The sequence below is a fragment of the Streptomyces sp. BE303 genome, from assembly GCF_036290945.1.
Taxonomy (GTDB): domain Bacteria; phylum Actinomycetota; class Actinomycetes; order Streptomycetales; family Streptomycetaceae; genus Kitasatospora.
In genome coordinates, this window is the sequence record NZ_JAQYWZ010000912.1 from 1 (window position 1) to 15214 (window position 15214).

Here is a 15214-nt window from a genome sequence, read left to right on the forward strand (position 1 = left end):
GCCCCACACCTCCGACGAGGTCCGCGAAGCACTCCAACTCGGCCCCGACACCCCCGTCGTCACCCTCGACGCCCGACGCCGGGACAGCGCCAAGAGCGCCCTCATCACCCTCGTCGAACACGCCCTCCTCGCCCGCCTCCGGTGAGACGGGCGCGTACGGCGACGGTGCGCGCGACAGCGGTGCGGCCCGCGGACCCTCCGGTCCACGGGCCGCACGGTCACGCCGGTCACTCGGTGACGGGCTCCAGACCGGACCGGAGCAGGCCGTAGGTGTAGGCGTCCTCCAGGGCGAGCCAGGAGGCGGTCACCACGTTGTCCGCCACCCCGACCGTGGACCAGGCGGAGGTACCGTCGGTGGTCTCGATCAGCACCCGGGTCTTCGAGCCGGTGCCGTGCTGGCCCTCCAGGATCCGGACCTTGTAGTCGACCAGCTCCAGCTTGGCCAGCTGCGGGAAGATCCGCTCCAGCGCCGTGCGCAGGGCCTTGTCCAGCGCGTCGACCGGACCGTTGCCCTCGCCGGTGGCGATCATCCGCTCGCCCTTGGCCCGGAGCTTGACGGTGGCCTCGTTCCCGGTACTCCCCTCCGGGCCCTGCTCGCTGATGGTCCGCCAGGACTCCAGGGTGTAGAAGCGCGCGCGGTCGCCCCGCACCTCGTCGCGGAGCAGCAGCTCGAACGAGGCGTCGGCGGACTCGTAGGTGTAGCCGAGGCTCTCCTGCGCCTTGACCCTGGCCACCACCCGTCCGGCGAGGTCGCGGTCGGTCGAGAGGTCGTAGCCGAGCTCCTTGCCCTTCAGCTCGACGGAGGCCCGGCCGGCCATGTCGGAGACCAGCATCCGCATGGTGTTGCCGACCGTCTCCGGGTCGATGTGCTGGTACAGGTCCGGGTCGACCTTGATCGCCGAGGCGTGCAGGCCCGCCTTGTGGGCGAACGCGGAGAAGCCGACGTAGGGCTGGTGGGTGGAGGGGGTCAGGTTGACCAGCTCCGCGACGGCGTGCGAGATCCGGGTCATCTCGGCCAGCTTGCCGGCGGGCAGCACCCGGCGGTCGTACTTGGTCTCCAGCGCGCCGACCACCGGGAAGAGGTTGGCGTTGCCGACCCGCTCGCCGTAGCCGTTGGCGGTGCACTGGACGTGGGTGGCGCCCGCGTCCACCGCGGCCAGGGTGTTGGCGACGGCGCAGCCCGTGTCGTCCTGGGCGTGGATGCCGAGCCGGGCCCCGGTCTCGCGGAGGACGTCGGCGACGATGTCGTGCACGCCGGCCGGCAGCATCCCGCCGTTGGTGTCGCAGAGCACCACCACGTCGGCGCCGGCCCCGTGGGCGGCCCGGACCACGGCGAGGGCGTAGTCCCGGTTGGCCTTGTAGCCGTCGAAGAAGTGCTCGCAGTCGATGAAGACGCGGCGGCCCTGGGCGCGCAGGTGGGCGACGCTGTCCCGGATCATCTCCAGGTTCTCGTCCAGCGTGGTGCGCAGCGCCAGCTCGACGTGGCGGTCGTGGGCCTTGGCGACCAGGGTGACGACGGGCGCGCCCGAGTTCACCAGGGCGGCGAGCTGGGGGTCGTCGGCCGCGTTGCCGCCGGCCCGGCGGGTGGCGCCGAAGGCGACGAGCTGGGCGTTGGCCAGGTCCAGCTCGGTGGCGGCGCGGGCGAAGAACTCGGTGTCCCGGGGGTTGGCGCCGGGCCAGCCGCCCTCGATGAAGCCGACCCCGAACTCGTCCAGGTACCGGGCGATGGCCAGCTTGTCGGCCACCGTGAGGTTGATGCCCTCGCGCTGGGCCCCGTCGCGCAGGGTGGTGTCGAAGACGTGGAAGGCGTCGTCTGGGAGGTTGCTCGCCTGGGTCATGACCCTGGGTTCTCCGTTCCGGGAGGTCGGGTGCTGCTCTGCCGGTTCTGATCCGGCTCCACTGTCCAGCATCCCGCGCGCTCCCCGGTGTCCCTCGGCCCCTTGTGGGGGCTCCGGCCGGTCCGGGGGAAACAAAAAGACCCCTCGCGGGTGCGAGAGGTCTGCGCGCGGGTCTGGACGCTGGTGGTCGCTCCGCATCGGGTACTGCGGGAGCGGTCACTGCGGACCGGCGCGCCTGCTGCTAATAATCAGCGAAAGCGAGGACACGCTCGCAGTCTGGCACACCGATCCGGGATCCGGCCGCCCCGTCTCGGTATCCGGAACGGGGGCCGCGGCCGCGCGACGGGTCCGCCCGGTGGCCGGCGCGCGACGGGCCGGCGCGCGGCCCGGGCGGCTCCCGTTCCGTCCGGGAGCCCGCCGCGGCGGGCTCCCGGACGTGCCGCTCGCGGCGGTCAGACGATCTTGTGCAGCCAGCCGTGGGTGTCGGCCGCCTGGCCGCCCTGGATGGCCAGCAGGGTCTTGCGCAGCTCCATGGTGACCGGGCCGGGCTCGCCGGCGCCGACGGTCCAGTCGCCGCCGCGGGACTTGACCGAGCCGACGGGGGTGATCACCGCGGCGGTGCCGCAGGCGAAGACCTCGGTGAGGGTGCCGTCGGCGTTGCCCTGCTTCCACTCCTCGGTGGAGATCTTCCGCTCCTCGACCGCGTAGCCGAGGTCGGCCGCGAGCTGGAGCAGCGAGTCACGGGTGATGCCGGGCAGCAGGGCGCCGGACAGCTCCGGGGTGACGATCCGGGCGTCCGCACCCTCGCCGAAGACGAAGTACAGGTTCATGCCGCCCATCTCCTCGATCCACCGGTGCTCGGCGGCGTCGAGCCAGACCACCTGGTCGCAGCCCTTGGCGGCGGCCTCGGCCTGGGCCACCAGCGAGGCGGCGTAGTTGCCGGCGCACTTGGCGGCGCCCGTGCCGCCCGGGGCGGCGCGGACGTAGTCCTCGGAGAGCCAGACCGAGACCGGCTTGACGCCACCGGAGAAGTAGGCGCCGGCCGGGGAGGCGATGATCATGAAGAGGTAGGAGTTGGCCGGGCGGACACCCAGGCCGACCTCGGTGGCGAACATGAACGGGCGCAGGTAGAGGCTCTGCTCGGCCTCGTTCGGGACCCACGCCTGCTCCTGCTGCACGAGCAGCTCGACCGCCTCGACGAAGGTCTCGACCGGCAGCTCCGGCATCGCCAGGCGGCGGGCCGAGGACTGGAAGCGGGCCGCGTTGGCCTCCGGGCGGAAGGTCGAGATCGAGCCGTCGGCCTGGCGGTACGCCTTGAGGCCCTCGAAGATCGCCTGACCGTAGTGGAGGGTCATGTTGGCCGGGTCGATCTCCAGCGGCGCGTACGGCGCCAGCTGGGCGTCGTGCCAGCCCACGCCCTCGGTCCAGCGGATGGTGACCATGTGGTCGGTGAAGACCCTGCCGAAACCCGGGTTAACCAGTCGGGCCTCGCGCTCCGCGTCGGAGAGCGGGTGGGCGGAGGGCTTGAGGTCGAACGTGATGGGCGCCTGGGTGGGCGTGCTCATGGCTGTGTGTCCTTCACCGTGGGGTTGGTCCGGGCCGCCTCCGCCGGGTGAGCGTTTCGGTGGATTTCCCCGAAACGGACGCACAACGGCACGGCCCACTGTCGATACTCGCATCCAGAGGGCCGTGCCGAACAGTCGCCGGCTCCTCGGAGAGCCGCAAGCTGCCGTTATGGGGTCCGGCCCACCGGCCGGAACACCGTCTGTCGGTTCCGGCCCTGCCAGGCCGGACTACCTTCTTTCGGTTCCGGCCTAGCCGGATACTCGGGCGGCGAGCGCGTCGCCGACCTGGGCGGTGGTGCGGGTTCCGGTCCGCTCGGTGAGGTCCGCGGCGACCGCGGCCTCGATCCGGGCGGCCTCGGCGGCGAGGCCGAGGTGCTCCAGCAGCATGGCGACCGACAGCACGGTGGCGGTCGGGTCGGCCTTGCCCTGGCCCGCGATGTCCGGCGCCGAACCGTGCACCGGCTCGAACATCGACGGGAACGCGCCGCTCGGGTTGATGTTGCCGCTGGCGGCCAGGCCGATCCCGCCGGTGACGGCGGCGGCCAGGTCGGTCAGGATGTCGCCGAACAGGTTGTCGGTCACGATGACGTCGAACCGCTCGGGCTGGGTGACGAAGAAGATGGTCGCCGCGTCGACGTGCAGGTAGTCGGTGGTGACCTCGGGGAACTCCCGGCCGACCTGCTCGAAGATCCGGGTCCACAGGTGGCCGGCGTGCACCAGCACGTTGTTCTTGTGGACGAGGGTGAGCTTCTTGCGCGGCCGGGCGGCGGCACGCGCGTACGCGTCCCGGACGACCCGCTCGATGCCGAACGCGGTGTTCAGGCTGACCTCGGTGGCCACCTCGTGCTCGGTCCCGGTGCGCAGCGAGCCGCCGTTGCCGACGTACGGGCCCTCGGTGCCCTCGCGGACGACCACGAAGTCGATGTCCGGCTCGCCGGCCAGCGGGGACTTCACGCCGGGGAAGAGCCGGCCGGGGCGGAGGTTGATGTGGTGGTCGAAGGCGAACCGCAGCTTGAGCAGCAGCCCCCGCTCCAGGACGCCCGACGGGACGCTCGGGTCGCCGATGGCGCCGAGCAGGATCGCGTCGTGCGCCTTCAGCTCGGCCAGGACGCTGTCCGGCAGCGTCTCGCCGGTGCGGTGGTAGCGCCGGGCGCCGAGGTCGAACTCGGTGGTCTCCAGCTTCACGTCGGCGGGGAGCACCGCACCAAGGACCTTGAGGCCTTCGGCCACCACTTCCTGGCCGATGCCGTCACCGGGGACAACTGCGAGACGAATCGTGCGAGACATGCTCGGAGGCTACTCCGCCGTCCCAGAGCCTGACATCTGCCGTCCACTATCCGGACATAGCCACCCGGAAGCGATCAGGTCAGATCGATGTCGACCGGGAAGGGCCGGTTCAGCCTCAGCTGCTTGTGATGGATGCCGGTGGGGCCGTAGAGGCCGGTGGCCGGGTCGATCTCGAAGGTGTGGACGATCGGACGCCCCTCGTCGCACTCGACCCGCCAGAAGTGCGGGATGCCCGCCCTCGCGTACTTCCGCGGCTTGACCTCCCGGTCCCGGTCCCGCGATTCCTCCGAGACGACCTCGACGGCGAGCAGGACGTGTTCGGCGTCGAAGGTCGTCTGGAGATACCCGGTGTCCGAGGACGCGTTGACGACGAGCAGGTCCGGCTCCGGACGGTTCCGCCGGTCGATGGTCACCGTCATCCCGGGCCAGACTTCCCACCCGTCCGGAACAGCCTGTTCCAGCGCACGCTCCAGCAGGCGCTTCGTCCTCAGGCGGAACTTCGTCTGCGGACTCACGAAGACCAGGCGCCCGTCGAGCAGCTCGGTGTGCGGCGGGAGACCCTGCAGCCGGTCGAGGTCCTCGGCGGTGTAACCACCGGCGGGGGGCCGAATCCAGTCGGGGTACGGCACGACGCTCATGGTTCCTCCCATGCGGGCATCCTCGTGGCTGATCTCAGGCTACTCGGGCCGACCGTCCCGATCTTCCACCTTTCGAGGGAGCGCCCGGCTGTTTGCGGGCGCTCCCTCCTCGGGGTCACGGCAGGGTCAGGACCTGCCCCCTCCGGCCGTCCGGGTTGAAGTGGTGGAGCAGGAACAGGCGGGACGTGTCGCCCTCGGTGCGGCGGATGTCGAGGACGGTGCCGGGCCCGGCGGGCGCGGCGACGGCCGCCGGGCCGCCCTGACCGGTGCGGACGTCGACAGCCGGTTGCAGGACGTCGACGGTCAGCGTGGGCCGGGTGCCGCGCAGGCCGATCGCCGAGAAGGCCCCGGCCGGATCGGGCTTCCCCGCGCCGGCCACACCGGTCCAGAGCGCGTAGCGGACGGTGCTGTGACCCGCCCGCACGCCCGGCAGGACGGCCAGCCGGACCGGGAGGACCACCGCGTCGCTGTCCAGCAACGCCGTGTCGGTGTCCCCCCAGCGCGCGTTGAGCGGCTGGACGTCCAGCTCGGCGCCGGTGCGGGCGTCGAGCGCCCGGGCCACCAGGACGTCGCTGCCGCGCTGCCGGTCGGCCTTGACGATCACGTCGGTGGCGCCGTCCCCGTCGGTGTCGAGCGAGGCCCGGACGCCGAACAGGCCGACCGGGGTGGCGGCGGGCGCCCAGACCTGGGCCCCGAGGTAGAGCACGCCCTCGGCGAGCGGGTCGCCGGCGACGGCGGGAGCGTCGGTGGCCGCGCCGGCCGCCCGCAGGTTGGCGGCCCGGTCCCCGGCGCGCTCGACGCAGACGTCCTGGATCCCGGCGGCCTCGTCCGTGCTGTCGTCCGGCACGATGCCGGCGCCCGGGCCGACCGCCGCACCGCTGTCCGGCGGGCAGTCGGGCCAGCGGGCGGCCTCCCCACCCAGGGCGAAGGCGCTGAGCAGTCCGGGCTGGTCGCCGGGCGCGGCGGTGCCGGAGAGGGCGGCCAGGGCGTTCGCGCGGATGGTCCGGACCGGAGTGGTGGCGGTCAGCTCGGAGGCCGCTCGCGGGGCCGCGAGGACGGGCACCCGCAGCTCGGGGACGGCCGGGTCGTCCGGGGTGAGCAGCAGCCGGCCGGAGAGCTCGCCCCGGTAGGTGCGGGCCTTGCCGCCCTGGAGGGTGGCGATGGTCGGGTCCGGGACGCGGCCGAGCTGTCCGGGGACCGCGAGGGTGACCCGGACCCGGGCGCTGCCGCCGGCCGGGACGTCGACCCGGCCGGGCGAGACGTCGAAGCGGGCGCCGGGCAGTTCGGTCGCGGCGGCGTAGCCGGTGCGGTACACGACCGGGGAGCCGGAGAGGTTGCGCACCTCGACCTCGCGGTCGAGGGTGAGCGGTCCACCGACCGCCACCGGGCCGAAGGAGACGCCGACGGCGCCCTCCACCGCGCCCGCGCCCGCCGCGTAGGCGACGGCGGGGGTGCGGACGGCGCGGTCCACCCGGGCCCGGCCTGCGCCGGTGCGTTCGGGGCCGTAGACCGGGCCGGTGGCGCCGTCGCCGGCCCAGGTGTCGCCGGCGGTGTTCATCAGCGCGGCCTTGACCTGCTCGACGGTCCAGTCGGGGTGGGCGGCGCGGACCAGGGCGGCCAGGCCCGCGGTGTGCGGGGTGGCCATCGAGGTGCCGTCCTCGCGCTGGCCGCCGCTGCCGCTGCCGACCTTGGCGGACCAGATGGTCTCGCCGGGGGCGGCCAGGTCGGGCTTGACCACGCCGGGCACGCCGATGCCCCGGGAGGTGAAGTCGGTGAGGGTGTCGAGGCGCTGCGGCTGGTCCTGGGGGACGACGCCGTGCAGCGGGTTGCCGGGTGCGGCGAGCCGGACCCGGACCGGGCCGGCGGCGGCGCCCTCGCGGAGCCGCGCGCCGTCGGCGCGGGCGAGCAGGGCGAGCGGGACGCGGTCGTTCCCGGCGATCTCGGCGAGGTGGTCGTCGTCGGCGGCGAGCAGCGCACCGATCGCGCCGGCCTCGGCGACGTGGTCGGCGCGGGGGCCGGAGCCGCAGGCGCGCTCGGATTCGCGGGTGCGCCAGGCGAGGACGGCGATCTTTCCGCCGATCCGCTGCCGGTCGGCCTCGGAGAAGGCCGTGCAGCCGTCGGACTGGTCGGCGGGCAGGGCCAGCGCGCCGGTCACGTCGGCGGTGGACCAGTCCTGGTAGCGGGCGCTCCAGTGGGCGGGGACGACGCCGGCGAGCGGTTCGGGGTCGAGCACGGTGATGCCGTCGGCGTCGCTGTGCGGGTCGACGGAGGCGGCGACGGCGACGGCCCGGGCGGCGGTGCCGGGGCTGCCGCCGATGCCGTGGACGTCGCCCTCGTTGCCGGCGGCGGCGACCACGACGGTGCCGAGTTCGGAGAGCCGGTCGACGGCGAGGGCGTCGGCGTCGTCGGTGGAGCCGAAGCGGCTGCCGAGCGAGAGGTTGAGGACGTCGAGCCGGTCGCCGAGGTCGCCGTCGCCGTCGGGGTCGGCGGCCAGGTCGAGGGCCTGGGCGAGCTGGTCGGTGGAGCCGTCGCAGCCGAAGACCCGGATCGCGTAGAGCTGGGCGCCGGGTGCGGCGCCGGGGCCGACCCTGAAGCCGGCCGGGTCGAGGCCGGGCCGGTAGGGACCGGTGTAGGGGCGTCCGTCGGTGGTGACGCCGAGGCCGGCGGCGGTGCCGGCGACGTGGGTGCCGTGGCCGTTGCGGGCGCAGTCGATCGGGTTGTCGTCGGGGCGGGGTTCGGGCTGGTAGTGCGGGGAGGCCGGGTCGGGGTTGTAGTCGTCGCCGACGAGGTCCCGGCCGCCGACCACCTTGGCGTTGGGGAAGAGGCCGGCGGGCGCGGGCTTCGCGCCGTCCACCGCGGTGAAGGCCTCCTCGGTGCCGGGGCCGCCGAAGTCGGCGTGGGTGTAGTCGATGCCGCTGTCGGCGACGCCGATCCGGACGCCCCCGCCGGTGTTCCCGGCGGCTCCGGAGGAGGTGTCCGCGGAGGCCCCGGACCAGACCTCGGGCGCGCCGGTCACCGGCACGGAGTGGGCGTTGGCGCGCTGCTTGCGGACGATCGGGCGGACGGCCGCGACCCCGGGCAGGGTGCGCAGCGCGGGCAGCCGGTCGGCGGGCACGGTGACGGCGAGGCCGGTGAGCAGGGTGCGGGTGCGGTAGAGCTCCCGGGCGGTGGGAGCGACGCCGCGGACGGCCTCGGCGAGCCGGTCCAGGGCCGCGGAGGCCCGGGCCCGCTGTCCGGCTCCGGCCCGGGCCGCCTCGCCCCGGACGGCCTCCGGGGAGCGCTGGGCCCGCCGGGCCTCGGCGCCGGCCCGGCGCCAGGCGGGGGCGACGGCTTCGGTGCGGAGTTCCAGCAGGACGGAGGCCGGGGCGCCGGCCGCGGCCGTGCGGCCCGGCGGGGCGCCCGGTGGGCTGCCGGCCGCCGGGGCGGCGGTGAGCAGGATCGGCCCGGCCAGGAGGCTCAGGACGAGCCCGATCCGGACGAGCGGTCGACGGACGGTCGGCTGACGCATGGGACCCTCTCCCCCGGCCGGGGGAGCTGATCCGCATGTCGCGCCGCTGACGCCCGCCCGCGCGGCCGTCGATCACCCTTCCGGGGGCCCCAAATTAGGAATATCGCGCCGGTCAGGGCGAGCAACATCCCCCGAACGGTGGCGACTTGCACTCTCCCGAGTGACCCGCCGTCAGCCCGGTCGGCCTATTCGGAGGATGAACGCGGATCCTGCGGATCCGGTCGTCCGGAGGGGACGGCGAGCCCGCCGGAGGCGGGCCCTCCCGTCAGGCGGAGGCCCTCCCGTCAGGCCAGGGCCCGCCCGTCAGGCGCGGCCGGCCGACCCGCCGTTGTCGCGGCGGTCGAGCGCACGCTGCAGCGCGGCGGCGGCGAAGGGGTTCGGCTCGGCCGTCCGACGGCGGCGGGGGGCGCGGGTCGTGGCGGTGGCGGCGGCGGAAGCGGCGTGGCGGTCTGCGGTCGGGGACATGCCGGGCTCCTTGGTTCGTTGCGTGCCGGGAAGGACGCGGTGGAGGGTGTGCGACGGGGGACCCGTGCGAAGCGCGCCGCACGGGGGCGGCGGCGGGTCACGGGACGGCACGCCGGGCGGGGATCACCCGCCCATCGGGCATGCGGGGCCGTCCGGGCCGAACGCCCTGGCTGCAGGGGCGGCACACCGTACGGTCCCTCCACGGTACGACCGGGGCGCGGCCGTGTCTGCACGAATACTTGGATTTCCTACTATCTGAGACGCGGGTCACCCGGAGGAAAGCAGCAGGGCCCGGACCACCGTGCGAACGGTGGTCCGGGCCCTGCCGGCGGGGCGTTCCGGGGCTCAGTCGCCCAGGTCGACCGAGCGGGCGAAGCGGGCGCCGATCTCGCCGGCGATGGCGGTCAGGACGTCCTGCGGGATCTGGCTGTCCACGGTGATGGAGGCCAGCGCGCCGCTGCCGTCACGGGCCACCTGCATGCCGGCGATGTTGACGCCGGCGTCGCCGAGGTGGCGGCCGAGGACGCCGACCACGCCCGGGCGGTCCTCGTACTTGAAGAAGGCCATGTGGTCGGTGAGCGCCACGTCCACGTCGAAGGCGTCCACGCCGACGATCTTCTGGGTCTGCTTCGGGCCGGACAGCGTGCCGGAGATGGCGATCTCCTCGCCGCTCGCCAGGGTGCCGCGCACGGTGATCACGTTGCGGTGCTCCAGGCTCTCGCTGGACGTGGTCAGGCGCACCTCGACGCCGCGCTCCTGCGCGAACAGCGGGGCGTTGACGTAGGACACCGTCTCCGCCACGACGTCCTCGAACACGCCCTTGAGCGCGGAGAGTTCGAGCACCTTCACGTCGTGCTGGGTGATCTCGCCGCGCACCTCGACGTCGAGCCGGACGGCCACCTCGCCGGCCAGCGCGGTGAAGATCCGGCCGAGCTTCTCGGCCAGCGGCAGACCCGGACGGACGTCCTCGGCGATGACGCCGCCCTGGACGTTGACCGCGTCCGGCACCAGCTCGCCGGCCAGCGCCAGCCGGACCGACCTGGCGACGGCGATGCCGGCCTTCTCCTGCGCCTCGTCGGTGGAGGCGCCCAGGTGCGGGGTGGCCACCACGTTGTCGAAGGCGAACAGCGGCGAGTCGGTGCACGGCTCCTTGGTGTACACGTCGAGGCCGGCGCCGGCCACCCGGCCGTCGCGCAGCGCGGAGGCGAGCGCCTCCTCGTCGACGATGCCGCCGCGGGCCGCGTTGACGATCCGGACGCTCGGCTTGACCTTGTGCAGCGCCTCGTCACCGATCAGGCCGATGGTCTCCGGGGTCTTCGGGAGGTGGACGGTGATGAAGTCCGAGACCTCCAGCAGCTCCTCCAGGGAGACCAGCTTGACGCCCATCTGCGCGGCGCGGGCGGCCTGGATGTAGGGGTCGTACGCGACGATCTTCATGCCGAACGCGGACATCCGCTGCGCGACCAGGACGCCGATCCGGCCGAGGCCGACCACGCCGAGGACCTTCTCGCTCAGCTCGACGCCGGTGTACTTGTTGCGCTTCCACTCGCCCTGCTTGAGCGCGGCGTTGGCCGGCGCGATGTTGCGGGCGACCGAGATCAGCAGGCCGCAGGCGAGTTCGGCGGCGGTGACGATGTTGGAGGTCGGCGCGTTGACGACCATGACGCCGGCCTTGGTGGAGGCGGCGACGTCCACGTTGTCCAGGCCCACGCCGGCACGGGCGACGACCTTCAACTTGCGTGCGGCGGCCAGTGCCTCGGCGTCGATCTTGGTGGCCGAGCGGATCAGGACGGCGTCGACGTCCGCGATGGCGGTCAGCAGCTCGGTGCGGTCCGCGCCGTTGCAGTGACGGATCTCGAAGTCGGGACCGAGGGCGTCGACGGTGGCGGGCGACAGCTCCTCGGCGATCAGTACGACGCCGGATTTCACAGTGTTAGCAGTGCTCACGACAGTGTTGTCCTTAACTGTCCGGTTCTCCCCGGCACGTAGGTGGCGTGGAAGGCGGGGGGAAGGTGGCATGCCGCGTAGGTAGACGCACGACGCTGTGGGCCTGACGCGCACTCGGAAGTGTATCGACGGGCTGGGTACCAGGCTGCTCCCGTCCGGCGAAATCACCCGGACGGGAGCAGCCTAGTTGTACAAGGGCGTCACAGGAGCGGTGAGGCTCAGGCCTCTTCCTTGACCCAGCTCATCAGCTTGCGGAGCTTCTTGCCGGTGGTCTCCAGCAGGTGGTCCTCGTCGGCCTTCTTGTACTCGTTGTACTTGGGCAGACCGGCCTTGTACTCGGCGATCCAGGTGTTGGCGAAGGTGCCGTCCTGGATCTCGGTGAGGACCTTCTTCATCTCGGCCTTGGTGGCGTCGGTGATGATGCGGGGGCCGGTGACGTAGTCGCCCCACTCGGCGGTCTCGGAGACCGACCAGCGCATCTTCTCCAGGCCGCCCTCGTACATCAGGTCGACGATGAGCTTCAGCTCGTGCAGGCACTCGAAGTAGGCGATCTCCGGCTGGTAGCCGGCCTCGACCAGGGTCTCGAACCCGGCCTTCACCAGGGCGGCGGTGCCACCGCAGAGGACGGCCTGCTCACCGAACAGGTCGGTCTCGGTCTCCTCGGTGAAGGTGGTCTTGATGACACCGGCCTTGGTGGCGCCCAGGCCCTTGGCGTAGGACAGCGCCAGGGCGAACGCGTTGCCGCTGAAGTCCTGCTCCACGGCGACGATCGCGGGGACGCCGCGACCCTCCTCGTACTGGCGGCGGACCAGGTGGCCCGGGCCCTTCGGGGCGACCATGCAGACGTCGACGTCGGCCGGGGGCTTGATGAAGCCGAAGCGGATGTTCAGGCCGTGGCCGAAGAACAGGGCGTCGCCGGCCTTCAGGTGCGGGGCGATGTCCGCCTCGTACACGTCGGACTGGATCGGGTCCGGGACGAGGATCATGATGACGTCGGCCTCGGCCGCCGCCTCGGCGGGGGTGACCACGCGCAGCCCGGCCTCCTCGGCCTTCTGGCGCGACTTCGAGTCGGGCTTCAGGCCGACCCGGACGTCCGCGCCCGAGTCGCGCAGGGACAGCGCGTGGGCGTGGCCCTGGCTGCCGTAGCCGATGACCGCGACCTTGCGGCCCTGGATGATGGACAGGTCGGCGTCGTCTTCGTAGAACAGCTCGGCCACGGGGGCACTTCTCCTTGCGTGGTGGTGTTGCCGGGTACTGCGGTTCCAACCGTACGTGGACCCGGCGGTGCGGTGGGACGGTGCTTCAGGGTGTGAGACGGACCGCGGTGTCGCGCGCCGGCACGCCGCCCGGGAGGGTGGTGGCGGGCGGCCGGCGGGGCGCTACGCGCTGCGGTCGAGGGCGCGCAGCGAGCGGTCCGTGATCGAACGGGCGCCGCGGCCGATGGCGACCAGACCGGACTGGACGAGCTCCTTGACGCCGTACGGCTCCAGCATCCGGAGCATGGCCTCCAGCTTGTCCGAACTGCCGGTGGCCTCGATGGTCACCGCGTCCGGGGACACGTCGACCGTCTTGGCGCGGAACAGCTGGACGATCTCGACGATCTGCGACCGGGTCTCACTGTCGGCGCGGACCTTCACCAGGACCAGTTCCCGCTGGATCGCAGCGGACTGGTCGAGTTCGACGATCTTTATCACGTTGACGAGCTTGTTGAGCTGCTTGGTGACCTGCTCCAGCGGGAGGTCCTCGACGTTGACCACGATCGTCATCCGGGAGACGTCCGGGTGCTCGGTGGGGCCGACGGCGAGGGAGTCGATGTTGAAGCCCCGACGGGAGAACAGCGAGGCGATGCGGGCGAGCACGCCGGGCTTGTTCTCGACCAGGACGGAGAGGGTGTGCTTGGACATGGGTCTCTGTTCCCTAGGTCGTTCTGGAGGTGGGGGCTTCAGTCGAGGTCGTCGCCGAAGTCGGGGCGGACGCCCCGGGCGAACAGGATCTCGTCGTTGCTGGTGCCGGCCGCGACCATCGGCCAGACCATGGCGTCCTGGTGGACGATGAAGTCGATGACCACCGGGCGGTCGTTGATCTCCATCGCCTGCTTGATCACCGCGTCCAGGTCCTCCGGGCGCTCGCAGCGCAGACCGACACAGCCCATCGCCTCGGAGAGCAGGACGAAGTCGGGGATCCGGGTGCCCTGGGCCGGCGGCTCGATGCCGTCGTGCTCCGGCCCGGAGTGCAGCACGGTGTTGGAGTAGCGCTGGTTGTAGAACAGGGTCTGCCACTGGCGGACCATGCCCAGCGAGCCGTTGTTGATGACCGCGACCTTGATCGGGATGTCGTTCAGGGCGCAGGTGGCCAGTTCCTGGTTGGTCATCTGGAAACAGCCGTCGCCGTCGATCGCCCAGACCGCGGTCTCCGGGCGGCCCGCCTTGGCGCCCATCGCGGCCGGCACCGCGTAGCCCATCGTCCCGGCGCCGCCGGAGTTCAGCCAGGTCCCCGGCTTCTCGAACCGGATGAACTGCGAGCTCCACATCTGGTGCTGGCCGACGCCCGCCGCGTAGATCGCGTCCGGGCCGACCAGCCGGCCGATCCGCTCGATGACCTGCTGCGGGGAGAGCTGGCCGCCCGGGGCGGGCTCGTGGCCCAGCGGGTAGGTCTTCTTCCAGGCGTCGAGCTTCTCCCACCAGTCCGCGTAGTCGCCCTTGTGGCCGGCGTCGAACTCGGCCTGCACGGCGACGATCAGGTCGGCCAGCACCTCGCGGGCGTCGCCGACGATCGGCACGTCGGCGGGGCGGTTCTTGCCGATCTCGGCCGGGTCGATGTCGGCGTGGACGACCTTGGCGTGCGGCGCGAAGCCGTCCAGCTTGCCGGTGACCCGGTCGTCGAAGCGGGCGCCGAGGGTGAAGAGCAGGTCGGACTTCTGCAGTGCGGTGACCGCCGGGACGGAGCCGTGCATGCCGGGCATGCCCAGGTGCTGCGGGTGGCTGTCCGGGAAGGCGCCGAGCGCCATCAGGGTGGTGACCACGGGGGCGCCGGTCAGCTCGGCCAGGATGCGCAGTTCGGCCGTGGCACCGGCCTTGATGACGCCGCCGCCGACGTAGAGGACCGGGCGCTTGGCGGAGACCAGCAGCCTCGCGGCCTCGCGGATCTGCTTGGCGTGCGGCTTGGTCACCGGACGGTAGCCGGGCAGCGACGTCTCGACCGGCCAGCGGTAGGTCGTGGTGGCCTGCAGGGCGTCCTTGGCGATGTCGACCAGGACCGGGCCGGGGCGGCCGGTGGCGGCGATGTGGAACGCCTCGGCGATCACCCGGGGGATCTCGGCCGGGTCGGTGACCAGGTAGTTGTGCTTGGTGATCGGCATCGTGATGCCGCAGATGTCCGCCTCCTGGAAGGCGTCCGTGCCGATCGCCTTGGAGGCGACCTGGCCGGTGATCGCGACGATCGGCACCGAGTCCATGTAGGCGTCGGCGATCGGGGTCACCAGGTTGGTGGCGCCCGGGCCGGAGGTGGCCATGCAGACCCCGACCCGGCCGGTGGCCTGCGCGTAGCCGGTCGCGGCGTGGCCGGCACCCTGCTCGTGGCGGACCAGGATGTGGCGCACCTTGACGGAGTCCATCAGCGGGTCGTACGCGGGAAGGATGGCCCCGCCCGGGATACCGAAGACGGTGTCCGCGCCCACGGCCTCCAGCGAGCGGATGAGCGACTGGGCGCCGGTCATGGTCTCGACGACGTGCTGGGGAGCGGGAGCGTGGGCGGCCGGGGTGTCCCCGCGGCGGGGGGATGCGGCGTGCTCAGTCATCTGCCTGTCTCTTCTCGGTTCTTGCCGGCCCGGTGGTTCCGGGCCCCGGTAGGTCGAGGGTGGGGTCCCGCTTGCGGGCCGATCGCCGGCTCTGCCCCAATCGTCCCAATTCGAGGGGCTCGGGGCCAGGGGTCTTGCGGTGGTGGAACAGCGTCAGTGCAACAAAAAAC

Annotated in this window: 10 protein-coding genes and 1 pseudogene; 1 reads left to right on the forward strand and 10 read right to left on the reverse strand. The window is 72.7% G+C overall.

Annotated features, from left to right (window positions below):
* A pseudogene (locus PUR56_RS36835) lies at positions 1–145 on the forward strand (ATP-binding protein); the annotation flags it as partial.
* An 82-nt stretch (positions 146–227) separates the two neighbouring features.
* On the opposite strand, the gene cimA reads toward PUR56_RS36835, so the two are convergent.
* From cimA to PUR56_RS36885, 10 genes are all read right to left on the reverse strand, one after another.
* Complete coding sequence (gene cimA / locus PUR56_RS36840) at positions 228–1838, reverse strand: citramalate synthase (RefSeq protein ID WP_329952170.1); 1611 nt, start codon at positions 1836–1838, stop codon at positions 228–230.
* Between the two features lie 452 nt (positions 1839–2290).
* Positions 2291–3403, reverse strand: a complete 1113-nt coding sequence (locus PUR56_RS36845; protein WP_329882922.1) for a branched-chain amino acid aminotransferase — start codon at positions 3401–3403, stop codon at positions 2291–2293.
* A gap of 249 nt (positions 3404–3652) precedes the next feature.
* Positions 3653–4690 carry a 3-isopropylmalate dehydrogenase gene (locus tag PUR56_RS36850; RefSeq protein WP_329882923.1) on the reverse strand — a complete coding sequence of 346 codons (1038 nt, stop codon included), beginning with the start codon at positions 4688–4690 and terminating at the stop codon, positions 3653–3655.
* Positions 4691–4764: 74 nt separating this feature from the next.
* Positions 4765–5340, reverse strand: a complete 576-nt coding sequence (locus PUR56_RS36855; RefSeq protein ID WP_329952171.1) for a Uma2 family endonuclease — start codon at positions 5338–5340, stop codon at positions 4765–4767.
* A gap of 103 nt (positions 5341–5443) precedes the next feature.
* Positions 5444–8836: a S8 family serine peptidase gene (locus tag PUR56_RS36860; protein WP_329952172.1), complete on the reverse strand. Its 3393-nt coding sequence runs from the start codon at positions 8834–8836 to the stop codon at positions 5444–5446.
* A 303-nt stretch (positions 8837–9139) separates the two neighbouring features.
* The gene (locus PUR56_RS36865; protein WP_329882925.1) at positions 9140–9301 is read right to left on the reverse strand and encodes a hypothetical protein; all 162 of its coding nucleotides are present in this window, start codon (positions 9299–9301) and stop codon (positions 9140–9142) included.
* A gap of 345 nt (positions 9302–9646) precedes the next feature.
* Positions 9647–11248 (reverse strand): phosphoglycerate dehydrogenase, encoded by a 1602-nt coding sequence (gene serA / locus PUR56_RS36870; protein ID WP_329882926.1) that lies wholly within the window; start codon positions 11246–11248, stop codon positions 9647–9649.
* Positions 11249–11466: 218 nt separating this feature from the next.
* Positions 11467–12465 (reverse strand): ketol-acid reductoisomerase, encoded by a 999-nt coding sequence (ilvC, locus tag PUR56_RS36875; protein ID WP_329882927.1) that lies wholly within the window; start codon positions 12463–12465, stop codon positions 11467–11469.
* Positions 12466–12627: 162 nt separating this feature from the next.
* Complete coding sequence (ilvN, locus tag PUR56_RS36880) at positions 12628–13152, reverse strand: acetolactate synthase small subunit (RefSeq protein ID WP_329882928.1); 525 nt, start codon at positions 13150–13152, stop codon at positions 12628–12630.
* A 38-nt stretch (positions 13153–13190) separates the two neighbouring features.
* Complete coding sequence (locus PUR56_RS36885) at positions 13191–15044, reverse strand: acetolactate synthase large subunit (RefSeq protein WP_329882929.1); 1854 nt, start codon at positions 15042–15044, stop codon at positions 13191–13193.
* Between the last annotated feature and the right edge of the window lie 170 nt (positions 15045–15214).